The organism is Alkalihalophilus pseudofirmus OF4, assembly GCF_000005825.2.
GTDB lineage: Bacteria > Bacillota > Bacilli > Bacillales > Bacillaceae_D > Alkalihalophilus > Alkalihalophilus pseudofirmus.
In genome coordinates, this window is sequence record NC_013791.2 from 1084520 (window position 1) to 1098645 (window position 14126).

13 protein-coding genes are annotated in these 14126 nt (G+C 40.7%); 11 read left to right on the top strand and 2 right to left on the bottom strand.

Annotation, left to right across the window (positions count from 1 at the left end):
- Positions 1–126 precede the first annotated feature (126 nt).
- A complete protein-coding gene (gene holA, locus BPOF4_RS05420; protein ID WP_012958074.1) occupies positions 127–1152 on the top strand; it encodes a DNA polymerase III subunit delta in 1026 nt (341 codons plus the stop codon).
- A gap of 45 nt (positions 1153–1197) precedes the next feature.
- On the opposite strand, the gene rpsT is transcribed toward holA, so the two are convergent.
- Complete coding sequence (gene rpsT / locus BPOF4_RS05425; protein ID WP_012958075.1) at positions 1198–1464, bottom strand: 30S ribosomal protein S20; 267 nt, start codon at positions 1462–1464, stop codon at positions 1198–1200.
- Between the two features lie 229 nt (positions 1465–1693).
- Here rpsT and gpr point away from each other — a divergent pair, with 229 nt between their 5' ends.
- From gpr to BPOF4_RS05440, 3 genes are all read left to right on the top strand, one after another.
- On the top strand, positions 1694–2818 hold the full coding sequence (gene gpr / locus BPOF4_RS05430; protein WP_012958076.1) for a GPR endopeptidase: 1125 nt from the start codon (positions 1694–1696) through the stop codon (positions 2816–2818).
- A 164-nt stretch (positions 2819–2982) separates the two neighbouring features.
- A complete protein-coding gene (locus tag BPOF4_RS05435) occupies positions 2983–4218 on the top strand; it encodes a stage II sporulation protein P (protein ID WP_012958077.1) in 1236 nt (411 codons plus the stop codon).
- Positions 4215–4586, top strand: coding sequence for a DUF3679 domain-containing protein (locus tag BPOF4_RS05440; protein ID WP_139314728.1), 372 nt, complete (start codon positions 4215–4217; stop codon positions 4584–4586). The genes BPOF4_RS05435 and BPOF4_RS05440 overlap by 4 nt, the downstream gene beginning before the upstream one ends.
- A 6-nt stretch (positions 4587–4592) precedes the next feature.
- On the opposite strand, the gene BPOF4_RS22130 is transcribed toward BPOF4_RS05440, so the two are convergent.
- Complete coding sequence (locus BPOF4_RS22130; protein WP_012958079.1) at positions 4593–4769, bottom strand: hypothetical protein; 177 nt, start codon at positions 4767–4769, stop codon at positions 4593–4595.
- Positions 4770–5004: 235 nt separating this feature from the next.
- Between BPOF4_RS22130 and lepA the strand changes: the two genes are divergently transcribed.
- From lepA to prmA, 7 genes are all read left to right on the top strand, one after another.
- Positions 5005–6825: a translation elongation factor 4 gene (gene lepA, locus BPOF4_RS05445; RefSeq protein ID WP_012958080.1), complete on the top strand. Its 1821-nt coding sequence runs from the start codon at positions 5005–5007 to the stop codon at positions 6823–6825.
- A 54-nt stretch (positions 6826–6879) separates the two neighbouring features.
- Positions 6880–8025 (top strand): radical SAM family heme chaperone HemW, encoded by a 1146-nt coding sequence (gene hemW / locus BPOF4_RS05450; RefSeq protein WP_012958081.1) that lies wholly within the window; start codon positions 6880–6882, stop codon positions 8023–8025.
- 125 nt (positions 8026–8150) lie between these two features.
- Complete coding sequence (gene hrcA / locus BPOF4_RS05455) at positions 8151–9182, top strand: heat-inducible transcriptional repressor HrcA (protein WP_012958082.1); 1032 nt, start codon at positions 8151–8153, stop codon at positions 9180–9182.
- Between the two features lie 129 nt (positions 9183–9311).
- On the top strand, positions 9312–9878 hold the full coding sequence (gene grpE / locus BPOF4_RS05460) for a nucleotide exchange factor GrpE (RefSeq protein WP_012958084.1): 567 nt from the start codon (positions 9312–9314) through the stop codon (positions 9876–9878).
- 52 nt (positions 9879–9930) lie between these two features.
- A complete protein-coding gene (gene dnaK, locus BPOF4_RS05465; RefSeq protein ID WP_012958085.1) occupies positions 9931–11763 on the top strand; it encodes a molecular chaperone DnaK in 1833 nt (610 codons plus the stop codon).
- Between the two features lie 174 nt (positions 11764–11937).
- Positions 11938–13053 carry a molecular chaperone DnaJ gene (gene dnaJ / locus BPOF4_RS05470; protein WP_012958086.1) on the top strand — a complete coding sequence of 372 codons (1116 nt, stop codon included), beginning with the start codon at positions 11938–11940 and terminating at the stop codon, positions 13051–13053.
- 129 nt (positions 13054–13182) lie between these two features.
- Positions 13183–14115 carry a 50S ribosomal protein L11 methyltransferase gene (gene prmA, locus BPOF4_RS05475; protein ID WP_012958087.1) on the top strand — a complete coding sequence of 311 codons (933 nt, stop codon included), beginning with the start codon at positions 13183–13185 and terminating at the stop codon, positions 14113–14115.
- The last annotated feature ends 11 nt before the right edge of the window (positions 14116–14126 follow it).

Below are 14126 nucleotides of genomic sequence, written 5' to 3' on the forward strand. Positions count from 1 at the left end.
AATGGCCAGCATTTTTTTCTAAGCTAAAGAAGGGTAGCGAAAGTCAGCAGTCAATATCGATTGACTACACCCATAGATTATCCATAAATCGATAAGAATATTGCAATGAAATTGGGGAATGTGTAAATGAATTACTTGCAAGCAAAAAAAGAGGTAAAAAATGGTAAGGTTTCACCCGTTTATTTTATACATGGTACGCAACAATTTTTGATTGAAGATTTTTCGCAGCAAGTATTAGATCAAGTAGTCGGTCAAGATGGATCAGATATGAATGTTATTACATACAGCTTTTCAGAAACGCCAATAGAGCTTGCTGTTCAAGAAGCGGAAACACTGCCTTTTTTAGGGGCGAATAAAGTGGTTATTGTGAAAGATTTTCAAGCCGTTACCAGTCAAAAGCAAGACGTGAAAATCGAGCATGATATTGATGTGTTAATCAAATATATAGAAAATCCTTCTCCTGAGTCAACGCTCATCCTTGTTGCCCCTTATGAGAAGCTAGACGAACGGAAAAAAATTACAAAACGATTAAAAAAAGAAGCAACAGTTATTGAAGCTCTTCCATTTGATGACCGAATGATGAAGCAGTGGATAGAAGAGCAGACAGCTAGCCACCATATCCAAATAACAAAAGAAGCACAGGAACGTTTGGTTGAACGGCTTGGATTTGACTTGCTTCTTGCAGCGTCAGAGTTGAAAAAGCTTGCCCTTTATGTAGGTGAGGGAGGAGAGATTACTCCGCGGGAGGTTGATTTACTTGTTGCTCGCACTCTTGAGCAAGATGTGTTTGCATTAATTGATTTTGCTGTGAAAAAGCGTTTAGACGGGGCACTTGTCATATATCATGATTTGTTGAAGCAGAAAGAAGATCCATTAAAGATATTAGCGCTCCTTGCAAGACAGTTTCGAATTTATTATCAAGTGAAGGGGTTAAGTAAACAAGCTTACTCACAAAAACAAATTGCAGCTCAATTAAAGCTTCACCCATATGCTGTTAAACTTGCCAGCCAAAAGGTCAGTCAATTTGAGGAAAGATCACTTTTAACCCTTCTTGAAGCGGCAGCTGATACCGATTATGCGATTAAATCAGGAAAGATGGAGAAAGTGTTGGCGGTGGAATTATTATTAATGAAGATGACTCAAGATTTATAATCATAAAAAAACGACTCATTTTGTATGAGTCGTTTTTTTCGTTCATTATGCAGAAAGACCGTTAAGCTTTTTAGCTAGACGAGACTTTTGACGTGAAGCTGCATTTTTATGAATAAGACCTTTGTTTGCTGCTTTGTCAAGCTTTTTCGCTGCATCAACGAATGCTGCTTGAGCATTTTCTTGCTCACCAGCTTCCACTTTAGCTTCAAAGTTCTTGATAGCAGTACGTAGAGCAGATTTAACAGCGATGTTTTGCGCACGACGCTTGTCGTTTGTTTTCACACGTTTAATTGCAGATTTAATATTTGGCATACCTTTCACCTCCTGGTTAAACAACGATTGTCCTCTTTTGTAACCAGTCCATCTCTATGTTATGAACGGTTTCGCATCCTTTATTCAAGGCAGTGACGACACCCGTTGGCATCATCAATACAACAATCTGCATTCTATCAAAAACAACGAACAAATGCAATAGAAAGAATGAAAACAAAAACCAATGGAGAAGCTATTTGATAAGAGTAGAATGAGGAGGGTGATCCGAATGCCTAAAGAATTAAACCTTGAACAATATCAAATACGCACTGATCTAGCTGTGGAAGCTCATCAGTTGGCAGTTGAAGAGCAAGAGAGAAAGGCTCCAGGAGAACAAGAATCACAAAATGTCAGCGGTGTGCAGATTGAAGAAGAAGTGATTGATGATGTTAAAGTAATTAAAGTAATCATTGATGAAGTAGGAGCAAAGCGTCTTGGGAAAAAGCAAGGCTCATATTTAACATTTGAATCTCAAGGGATTAGAAAGAAAGATACTGACATTCAAGAAAAAATGGAGAGAGTTTTTGCAAGTCAGTTTCATCAGTTTATGACCGACATTGGAATCAAGGAAGAGGATACTTGTTTAGTTGTCGGCTTAGGGAATTGGAATGTCACACCTGATGCACTTGGTCCGATCGCAGCTGAAAATTTACTGATTACTCGTCACCTGTTTGAGCTCGCTCCTGAACAGGTTCAAGGAGGATATCGTCCTGTTAGTGCAGTCACCCCTGGAGTTATGGGGCTGACAGGTATTGAAACGAGTGATGTGATTTTTGGTATCATTGAAAAAACAAAGCCTGACTTCGTGATTGCGATTGACGCCTTAGCGTCACGTTCCATTGAGCGAGTGAATGCGACGATTCAAGTTTCTGATACAGGCATTCATCCTGGAAGCGGAGTTGGGAACAAACGAAAAGAGCTGAGCAAAGATACGCTTGGGATTCCGGTTATTGCTGTTGGGATTCCAACGGTGGTCGATGCGGTGTCCATTACGAGTGATACGATTGATTATGTGTTAAAGCATTTTGGTCGCGAAATGAAAGAAGGGAATGCTCCGTCTCGTTCCCTTGCCCCAGCAGGGATGACATTTGGCGAGAAGCGGGTGTTAACGGATGAAGATCTGCCAAATGACGAGAAAAAGCAAACAATTCTCGGAATGGTCGGCGCGCTTCCAGAAGAAGAGAAACGTCAGCTGATTAGAGAAGTCCTCTCTCCGCTTGGACATAATTTAATGGTCACTCCAAAAGAAGTTGATGTTTTTATTGATGATATGGCCAATGTCATTGCGCAAGGCCTGAACGCAGCTCTTCACAAAAAAGTGAATCAAGATAATGTTGGTTCCTACACACATTAATGCAGAAAGCCTCTTTCCATATGGGAAGAGGCTTTTATATTGAGAAAATACATACCTGTATAAAATTATACGTTCTACCCTGTCTCATAAAAGCATATATCTCAACTACAAGGTCTAATCATGTAAGTGTGCGTGTGGACAAGCAAACATGAAAGGATGAGAAGATGCGAAGACGGGGATTTCATGGATTTACCGTAAAAGTCAATCGGACGAGCTTAAAACGTCTAGCTGCATTAATCATAGTTGGCGTGATGTCCCTTTTTATATTTACAGGTGTACTCACTTCCTTTGAGCCGGGATATGGAATGGCTTCTTCCTCTATAAATCAATGGGCTAATGGTCTGGAAGGAGAAGACTTTGTTCACCTTCTTGGAATGGAGAATCAGTATTTTAAACAAGAGCTTCCACCTGATGCTGAGGCTATGAGTCTCTCTGGTGTAGCGTTTCAAGTGGCGACAAGTATTAATCCGGATGATCCAAGAAGTCTGTTGGGGCGAGAGCTGCCAGGCTTTTCATTATTTGACGGCCAGATTATTGTAGCGGGTGAAGGAACAGATTATACAAACTTGCCGTTTGAGTCAGCTCCCCCTCTAGAAGTAATAATGGCAGAGCGTGAGGCGACAAAAGAAAGTTTGGCAAAGCTTGAGGAATTAAAGCAGGCAGGAGATAATCTGCAAGGCTCGACAGATGGCAGAAAAGTAGCGCATATTATTCATTCTCATAATACCGAGTCATTTTTACCGGAGCTTAAAACAGACGTAGTAAATGAAGCCTTTCATGGTGAGGTTAATATCACTTTAGTCGGAGAGAAGTTATCTCAAGAACTTGAAAAAAGAGGGATCGGAACAGAAATAGAGGAACGTGATGTGCAAGGTGCTCTAAAAAATAGAGGCTGGCAATACGCACAATCGTATGATGCATCTCGTGAATTTGTAAAAGAAGCCATAGCACAAAATGATGACCTGCAATTTTTCTTTGACCTTCACCGCGATACGCTCTCAAGGGATAAAACGACTGTAACCATAAATGGTGTTGAATATGGACGGACAGTATTTGTAGTAGGCGGGGATCATTCAAATTATGAACATAATCTTAAATTAGCAGAAGAGCTGCATGACATGCTTGAAGAGAAATATCCTGGACTAAGCCGTGGGGTAATTTTAAAAGCAGGCCGAGGTACAAATGGTAAATTTAATCAAGATTTATCGAAACAATCAATGCTGGTTGAATTTGGCGGTGTGCATAACTCACTTGAAGAGGTCTATCGTTCTGCAGAAGCGCTGGCTGATGTGTTTGCTGATTATTATTGGAATGCAGAAGCGGTAGATGGAACAGACGATGTAGAAACAGAAGAAGCGGTGGATGTAAGCGCAGCAGACGGAGAAGAGGAGGAAAAATGATGATTAAGAAACTGGTTTTTGTGATCATGTTCATACTCGTAACTTTGTTGCTTGGTTCTCTATTTGGCATTCAGCATATGAACGAAGAACTAGGGATCACAAAGCCAGTTCCTCTTGAACTCAAGGAGAGTGAAGCGGCAGGTGTCCCGTCAGAACCTGAGGTAATAAGTGCTAAAAAGGAACAGCCTGTAGATCCTAAAAGTCAATTAGTGGAAAAGCGCCAAAAAGCAGAAGATGTAGGAAGGTTTAACTTTTTTTCTGAGCTTGGCACAGGTGTTGCTGAAGGAGCAAACAGAATAAGCCGGATGGCACTTACCCAAGTGATGACATTTGTTCATGAAGTGTTAAATGGAGAGAGCAGCGAATAATAGCTGCTACTCTCTTTTTTCTTTTATTGGGATATTATCGATACATTCGTCGAAATAGGTGCGGATAAGGTTGTAGCGATCCCGGTTCACACCATCAATGATGTTTGAGAATAATTCTTTAGATCCGATTTCTTGTATGACATCTAATAATCTCATTAGTCGTTCAAATTCTTCTTTTGACAAGGGCTCACCTCTTTAACAAACCTTTTAGTAATAACATATGATAATAAAAAAGACATGCTATAGGGACTTCCCTATTTCTGTAAAATAGATCATTTTAATAGAAAATAAAGATCGTTTTAATAGCAAATAAGTTAAGATTTTAGGCTAACCCTAATCTGTGTATTGAAGACGGTCTATACGATTGGTATAATGAGAAATAGTGTATATGGCACGATTTAGTAGGAGTGATCAATTTATGAATAACAATGACCGCATAGAGCGCCAGAAGAAAATCCGAAATTTCTCGATCATTGCTCACATTGACCACGGAAAGTCAACGTTAGCTGATCGAATTTTAGAGAAAACAGGCGCCCTGACTGACCGTGAAATGAAAGACCAAACGCTTGATGCAATGGACCTTGAGCGCGAGCGTGGAATTACAATTAAATTAAATGCTGTTCAATTAACCTATACAGCTAAAGACGGCGAAGAATATATTTTCCACTTAATTGATACTCCAGGACATGTAGATTTTACATATGAAGTATCGAGAAGTTTAGCAGCTTGTGAAGGGGCTTTGTTAATTGTTGACTCAGCACAAGGCATTGAAGCGCAAACTCTTGCCAATGTTTATTTGGCCCTTGATAATGATCTCGAGATCTTGCCGGTCATCAATAAAATTGACCTTCCAAGTGCAGAGCCTGAGCGCGTGAAACAAGAGGTAGAGGATGTAATCGGTCTTGATGCATCTGATGCTGTACTTGCATCTGCAAAAAATGGAATTGGAATTGAAGAGATCTTAGAGCAAGTGGTCGAAAAGGTACCTGCACCAACTGGTGACCCGAACGCCCCACTTAAAGCCTTAATTTTCGATTCTCTATATGATTCATATCGCGGTGTCGTAGCTTATATTCGTATTATTGATGGCACAGTGAAGCCTGGCCAGAAGATTAAAATGATGGCTACAGGAAAAGAATTTGAAGTAACTGAGATTGGGGTATTTACGCCAAAAGCAGAAAAACGTGATGAGCTGACTGTCGGAGATGTAGGATTTTTAACGGCAGCGATTAAAAATGTAGGGGATACGCGTGTCGGTGATACGATTACGAATGCTGTGAACCCGGCATCTGAGCCACTGCCAGGCTACCGTCGCATGAATCCGATGGTATACTGTGGTCTTTACCCAATCGATACAAATGATTACAATGACCTTCGTGAAGCTCTTGAGCGTCTTGAGTTAAATGATGCTTCATTGCAATATGAGCCAGAAACATCTCAGGCGCTAGGTTTTGGTTTCCGCTGCGGATTCTTAGGACTTTTGCACATGGAAATCATTCAAGAGCGTATTGAACGTGAATTTGGTATCTCTCTTATCACTACAGCACCAAGTGTTGTGTACAAGGTTCAGCTGACTAGTGGGGAAGACCTTCAAATTGATAATCCGTCTAATATGCCTGATGCACAAAAGATTGATTATGTGGAAGAACCTTATGTAAAAGCAAAAGTAATGGTTCCAAATGATTATGTAGGTTCAGTAATGGAGCTTTGCCAAGGTAAACGTGGAATTTTCATTGACATGCAATACTTAGATGAGAACCGTGTACAAATTGTTTATGAAATTCCTTTATCTGAAATTGTCTATGACTTCTTTGATCAATTAAAATCAAATACAAAAGGTTATGCTTCATTTGATTATGAGTTGATCGGCTATAAACAATCTAAGCTGGTTAAAATGGATATCTTGTTAAATGGTGAGAAGGTCGATGCCCTATCGGTTATTGTTCACCGCGATTCAGCTTATGACCGAGGCAAAATCATTGTTGAAAAGTTAAAAGAGTTAATCCCTCGTCAGCAATTTGAAGTGCCTGTTCAAGCTAGTATTGGACAAAAAGTTATTGCAAGATCTACGATTAAAGCGATGCGTAAAAATGTACTTGCTAAATGTTACGGCGGGGATATCTCACGTAAACGTAAGCTTCTTGAGAAGCAAAAAGAAGGTAAGAAGCGAATGAAGTCTGTTGGTAACGTGGAAGTACCGCAAGAAGCCTTCATGGCCGTTCTTCGTATGGATGAATAATACAATGATAACCGCAGGGATTCCTGCGGTTTTATTGTTAGCAGGAGGAATAATATGAGGACAGCAGCATATATTCACATCCCTTTTTGTGAGCATATTTGTCACTATTGTGATTTTAATAAAGTATTTTTGAAAAACCAGCCGGTCGATGAGTACATTCAAGCACTGCTTCACGAAATGCATATGACGATTAATGAAGCAAAGCCCGATCAGCTTAAAACAATCTATGTCGGCGGTGGAACCCCTACCGCTTTAACGGCTGCTCAGTTACGAACTCTATTTGCCGAAATGCATTCGATCCTTCCTATGGAGCAGATTGAGGAATTTACGGTGGAAGTTAATCCAGATAGCAGTGAAGAAGAAAAGCTTGCTGTTATGAAAGAATTCGGGGTGAATCGTCTTAGCATCGGAGTGCAGTCCTTTGATCAATCACTATTAGACGCGATCGGCCGAACGCACTCAAGTGATAGTGTGCATGACGCTGTTAAGAGGAGCAGAGAAGCAGGCTTTGATAATCTATCGCTTGACCTAATGTTTGGTCTGCCGCATCAATCGGTCGAACAATTTATTGATACGATTGAAAAAGCAGCTGAATTAGGGGTAGAACATCTATCTGCTTATTCATTAAAAATTGAAGAGAAGACAGTGTTTTTTAATCGTCAGCGCAAGGGGAAATTAAGTTTGCCTCCTGAAGAAGATGAGGTAACAATGTATGAAGAGCTTAGAAAACGTACGAAAGCTCATGGTTTCGTACAATATGAAATCTCCAACTTCGCTAAGCCCGGACGAGAAAGTAAGCATAATCTCGTTTATTGGAATAACGATGAATATTATGGTTTCGGTGCTGGGGCTCACGGGTATGTAAATGGCGTTCGCCATCAAAACATTGGTCCGGTGCCAAAGTATATAGAAGCTGTAAATCAAAAGAAGCTGCCTTACCTTAATGAACATAAAGTCAGTAGAGTAGAACAAATTGAAGAAGCGATGTTTATGGGCCTGAGAAAGCTTAACGGGGTAGATCTTGACGAGTTATCTAAACGCTACGATAAAGACCTTAACAAGCTCTATCACGATCAAATAAAGGATTTATCTGAGCGAGGGTTGCTAGTTAGTGAGCAAGGCATGCTAAAACTGACAAACGAGGGACTGTTGTTAGCCAATGAAGTATTTGAACAGTTTCTTGCTGTGTTAGAGGATTAGCAAAAAAACCGAACGTTTATTTTAGAAGAAATGTTGTTTTGAAGTTGACAAATCCTGACCTATTTGATAATTTATCATTAGATTTAGCACTCGATCATTGTGAGTGCTAACAGAGGTGATGAGAGATGTTAACAGATAGACAATTGTTAATTCTGCACGCCATAGTTGATGATTATATCCGGTCGGCAGAGCCAGTCGGTTCTCGCAGCATCTCTAAGCGAGAAGATATAACATTTAGTCCAGCGACGATCAGAAATGACATGGCTGACCTAGAGGAACTCGGCTTTTTAGAGAAGCCTCACAGCTCTGCAGGACGTATTCCGTCTCAAAAAGGGTACAGGTATTACGTTGATAACATGCTCATGCCTCATGATCTGACTGAAGATGAGCAAGCTAATATCCGTACGATCTTTTCTGATCGAATGCAGGAGATTGAACAAGTCATTCAACAGTCAGCAAAGCTATTGTCTAATATGACAAGCTATATTTCGATTGTTCTAGGTCCTGAAATGTTTGAAGCCAAGCTTCGCTCGCTTCAGATCATTCCCCTTGCTAAAGGGTCGGCTATCCTGATCTTGGTAACTGACACAGGACATGTAGAAAATCAAACGATCCAGCTGCCAGATACGATTGAGGCTTCTGATATCGAACGAGTGGTAAACATTTTAAATGACCGCTTAATGGGTGTGCCGCTATTTAAGCTTCGTCAAAAATTGAATACAGAAGTGAGCAAAGTGATGCGTGCACATGTCACAAACTATGAACAGATCCTGTCTTCACTTGAACACTCACTTACTAATGATCGTTCAGAAAAAGTGTTCTACAGCGGTAAAACGAATCTTTTATCGCAGCCAGAATTTCGTGACGTTGATAAAGTGAGAATGCTGTTAAACATGCTTGAAGAAGATCAGCTGATGCAGCAGATTCTTCGTGCTCCACATCAAGGAATACAGGTGAAAATAGGGCAGGAAAACAATCTTGAAGCCTTTGATTCATGCAGCATGATTACAGCGACGTATTCGATTGGCGGCAAGCATATGGGAACAATCGGTATCTTAGGACCGACGCGTATGGAATACCGTCGTGTTATCGGAGTGGTCGATTCGGTTTCAAAAGATTTAACAAAGCTTCTAACTAACTTGTATCACGAAAGTTAAAAGTGGTAATATTGTTAGTTGATGGTAAAAATATGATTGGTCAAAAAGAAACAGTTGCGAATAACGTAGCGTTTTTTATAAAGAGCCTGCTAAAAGCAGACGACTTGATTTCGATAGGAGGTGAAACAGATGACTGAAAAAGACACAAACACACTAGAAGATGAACTAAAAGCAGAAGATACTGAGCAAGAAGCAGTTGATACAGATCAAAACGAGGCATCAGCATCTGATGAAACAGAAGTGGTGGAAGCAGAAGAAAATCCCCTTGAAGCACAAGTTGCGGAGTTAAACAATCGTATGCTGCGTGTTCAAGCTGATTATGATAATTTCCGTCGCCGTTCTCGCGAAGAAAAAGAGGCGGCTGCAAAATATCGATCTCAAGCACTAATTGAAGGTTTACTTCCAGTTGTTGATAATTTTGAGCGTGCCCTTCTCGTTAAGCCTGAATCAGAAGAAGCACAATCTCTTCTAAGCGGTATGGAAATGGTGTACCGTCAATTAAAAGATACACTTAAAAATGAAGGTGTTGAAGTAATTGAAACAACGGGACAATCGTTTGATCCGCACTTGCATCAAGCAGTAATGCAGGTAAGTGAAGACGGGTTTGAATCAAATCAAATCGTGGAAGAATTACAAAAGGGTTATAAATTAAAGGATCGCGTCTTAAGACCTTCTATGGTCAAAGTAAACGCGTAATCCTTACATAGATCTATATAAATTAAACGATTGAAACTAGGAGGCATATAAAATGAGTAAAATTATTGGAATTGACCTTGGAACAACTAACTCATGTGTGGCAGTAATGGAAGGCGGGGAAGCAACAGTTATCCCTAATCCAGAAGGTAACCGTACAACTCCTTCTGTTGTGGCATTCAAAGACGGTGAGCGTCAAGTAGGGGAAGTAGCGAAGCGTCAAGCAATCACTAACCCTAACACAATTATGTCAATTAAGCGTCATATCGGAACAGATTATAAAGAAACAATCGATGGTAAAGAGTATTCTCCACAAGAGATTTCTGCAATCATCCTTCAAAAATTAAAGTCTGATGCAGAAGCATACCTTGGCGAGAAAGTAACAAAAGCTGTTATTACAGTTCCTGCTTACTTCAATGATTCACAACGTCAAGCGACAAAAGATGCTGGTAAAATTGCTGGTCTTGAAGTAGAGCGTATTGTCAACGAGCCAACGGCAGCTGCACTTGCATATGGTCTTGAAAAAGAAGAAGATCAAACAATTCTTGTTTATGACCTTGGCGGCGGTACGTTTGACGTGTCAATCCTTGAGCTTGGAGAAGGTTTCTTCGAAGTTAAAGCAACTTCTGGTGACAACAAGCTTGGTGGGGATGACTTTGATGAGGTGATCATCAATCACCTTGTAGACCAATTTAAAAAAGACAACGGAATTGATCTTTCTCAAGATAAAATGGCTATGCAACGACTAAAAGACGCCGCTGAAAAAGCTAAAAAAGATCTTTCTGGTGTAACGCAAACACAAATTTCATTACCATTTATTACAGCAGATGCTACAGGTCCTAAGCACTTAGAGTTAAGCCTGAGCCGTGCTAAATTTGAAGAATTATCTTCTGAACTTGTAGAGCGTACATTAGGCCCGACTCGCCGTGCGATGCAAGATGCTGGTCTATCTGCAAGCGAGATTGACAAGATCGTTCTAGTTGGTGGATCTACTCGTATTCCTGCAGTACAAGAAGCAATCAAGAAATTAACTGGTAAAGACCCTCATAAAGGAGTTAATCCAGATGAAGTAGTAGCTCTTGGTGCTGCTGTACAAGCTGGTGTATTAACTGGAGATGTAAAAGACGTTGTATTACTTGACGTTACTCCATTATCACTTGGTATTGAGACGATGGGCGGAGTGTTCACAAAATTAATTGACCGTAACACAACGATTCCTACATCTAAATCACAAGTATTCTCAACAGCTGCTGATAACCAGCCGTCTGTAGACATTCATGTACTACAAGGTGAGCGTGAAATGGCTGCTTACAACAAAACACTTGGCCGTTTCCAATTAACAGATATCCCTCCAGCACCACGCGGAGTTCCTCAAATCGAAGTAACATTCGATATTGATGCGAATGGTATCGTAAATGTTAAAGCAAAAGACCTTGGAACAAATAAAGAGCAATCGATCACGATTACTTCTTCATCAGGTCTATCTGACGAAGAGATCGAAAAAATGGTGAAAGATGCGGAAGCGAACGCTGAGGAAGATAAGAAGCGTCGTGAAGAAGTAGAGCTACGCAACGAAGCAGATCAATTAGTGTTCACTACTGAAAAGACATTAAAAGATCTTGGCGATAATGTGGAGCAAGAAGAAAAAGATAAAGCAGAAGCGGCAAAAGATAAATTGAAAGCTGCAATCGAAGCTGACAATCTTGAAGAAATCAAAACGGCTAAAGATGAGCTGCAAGAAATTGTTATGGCTCTATCAACAAAGCTTTATGAGCAAGCAGCCCAAGCTGCACAACAAGCAGAAGGTGCTGAAGGTGCAGATGCAAAGCAAGATGATAACGTAGTCGATGCTGATTACGAAGAAGTAAAAGAAGAAGAGAAAAAGTAAGACAGCAGTACAATCATAATGAAATGTAAGACCTCTTTGAAAAGTCAAAGTCAGCTCGTATGACTTTGACTTTTTCTCTGAGATGACTTGAAAGCTGGGGCACTTAAAGTGCTTGCGCATCTTAAACGGGTAATGATATGATGTACGTTATGGAATAGAATCGGGAGTGTTGACATGAGTAAACGTGATTTTTATGAAGTTCTCGGTGTCGATCAAAATGCATCTGTTGATGAAGTGAAAAAAGCTTATCGTAAGCTTGCTCGCAAGTATCATCCAGATGTCAATAAAGCACCGGATGCAGAAGATAAATTTAAAGAAGTAAAAGAAGCCTATGATACATTAAGCGATCCCCAAAAGAAGTCGCATTATGATCAATTCGGTCACACTGATCCAAACCAAGGCTTTGGCGGAGGCGGAGCTGGCGGCTTTGATGGATTTGGTGATATCTTTGATATGTTCTTTGGAGGCGGAGGCGGTCGCCGCAATCCAAATGCTCCTCGTCAAGGAGCAGATCTTCAGTATACGATGACACTTGAGTTTAAAGAAGCCGTTTTTGGTAAAGATACTGAAATTGAAATTCCTCGTGAAGAAACCTGTCAAACATGTACAGGATCAGGTGCTAAGCCTGGAACGAAGCCTGAAACTTGCTCACATTGCGGCGGGGCTGGACAACTGAATGTGGAGCAGAATACACCATTTGGCCGAGTTGTGAATCGTCGTGTATGTCATCATTGTGACGGAACAGGTAAATTCATTAAGGATAAATGTTCTACTTGCGGCGGAAAAGGAAAAGTCCGCAAGCGTAAAAAGATCAGCGTGAAAGTTCCTGCTGGTATTGATCACGGACAGCAGCTCCGTGTCTCTGGACAAGGAGAAGCTGGTGTAAACGGTGGACCTCCGGGTGACTTATTTGTCGTCTTTAATGTGAAACCGCACGAATTCTTTGAGCGTGACGGGGATGATATATACTGCGAAATGCCTCTTACATTTGCTCAAGTAGCATTAGGTGACGAGATTGAAGTCCCTACATTAAACGGCAAAGTGAAACTTAAAGTCCCAGCAGGTACGCAAACGGGTACTAACTTCCGTTTACGTGGAAAAGGTGTACCGAACGTACATGGGCGTGGTCAAGGAGATCAACATGTACAAGTACGTGTTGTGACTCCGAAGAACTTAACAGAAAAAGAGAAAGATATGATTCGTGAATTTGCTAAAATGTCAGGCGGACAGCCTGATGAGCAAAATGATAACTTTTTTGCAAAAGTAAAACGTGCGTTTAAAGGCGATTAATGTTTGGTTTATAACAAAATGAAGCGAAGCAGCAAAGGACACTAGCCCTTTGCTGCTTTCTCCCTGTTATGTGACGTCTGTATTTGGGAAATGACTTAGGAAAAATGATAAGGATGGAGTTGGGCAAGAATGAAATGGTCGGAGTTTAGTATCCATACGACAGAGGAAGCGGTAGAACCAGTGTGTAATATTTTGCATGAAGCAGGAGCGAGCGGAGTTGTGATTGAGGACCCGATTGACCTGATTAAAGACTGGGGCGTGCACTACGGCGAAATTTATCAACTTTCTCCTGATGATTACCCAGAAGACGGCGTCATTGTAAAAGCTTATTTTCCGGTGAACAGCTTTTTACTTGAGACCATTGATGAAGTAAAAGCATCAATAAACGGTTTAACAACTTATGAGATTGATCTTGGCCGCAATAGCGTTCAACTAGCAGAAGTGAACGAAGAAGACTGGGCTACTGCATGGAAGAAATACTATAAGCCTGTTAAAATCTCTAAATCCATTACGATCACACCAACATGGGAAGACTACACTCCTACAGAAGATGAAATGATCATTGAACTTGACCCGGGTATGGCCTTTGGAACAGGAACTCATCCAACAACCGTTCTTTGTATTCAAGCATTGGAAAGTGTCATGCAGGGCGGGGAAGAAGTCATTGATGTAGGGACAGGCTCAGGTGTATTAAGTATCGCTGCGGCAAAGCTGGGCGCAAAACGCGTTATCGGCCTAGATTTGGATCAAGTAGCGGTAGATAGTGCTGCATTAAATGTAGAGTTAAATCAGGTACATGATACCGTAACAGTTCGTCAAGGCAACCTGCTTGAGCAAATTGATGGAAGCTATGATTTAGTAGTTGCCAATATTTTAGCGGAAGTGATTGTTCAATTTGTTCAAGATGCGGCAGCGATTCTTAAACCAGGCGGTGCTTTTATTACATCTGGAATCATTAAGCGTAAAAAACAAGAAGTAAAAGATTCTTTAGTTTCTGCTGGCTTTACCATTGATGAAGTGATTGAAATGGATGACTGGGTAGCCATCATTGCTAGGAAATAACCACTGCTGTT